The 391-nt window shown below is 64.7% G+C and carries 1 protein-coding gene; it reads left to right on the forward strand.

Annotated features, from left to right (window positions below; all coding sequences use genetic code 11):
• A partial coding sequence (locus EXE44_RS20940) for an oligosaccharide flippase family protein (protein WP_199241256.1) occupies window positions 1–391 on the forward strand: 391 nt, incomplete at both ends.

Here is a 391-nt window from a genome sequence, read left to right on the forward strand (position 1 = left end):
CGAGATCGCCCGCGACCTCTTCGGGTTCGGGAAGTGGATCACCGGCTCCGAGAGCGTCTACTTCCTCATCAATCAGGGCGACGACGCGGTCATCGGCTGGCTGCTGTCGGCCGCGTCGCTCGGGCTGTATCAGGTCGCCTACCAGTTCGCCAAGGCGCCGGCGACGGAGATCTCGCAGATCATCTCGAGCGTCGCCTTCCCGGCGTACTCGAAGCTCCAGGACGACATCCCCGCCCTCCGGTCGGCGTTTTACCAAACCCTCCAGGTGACGATAGTGATCGCGTTTCCCGCCTCGGTCGGCATCGCGGTGGTGGCTCCGACCTTCGTCAAGGCAGTCTTCGGCACCGACTGGCTGCCGATGGTGCCGGTGATACAACTGGTCGCGGTGTAC

Source organism: Halorubrum sp. SS7 (genome assembly GCF_005435055.1).
Taxonomy (GTDB): Archaea; Halobacteriota; Halobacteria; order Halobacteriales; family Haloferacaceae; genus Halorubrum; species Halorubrum salinarum.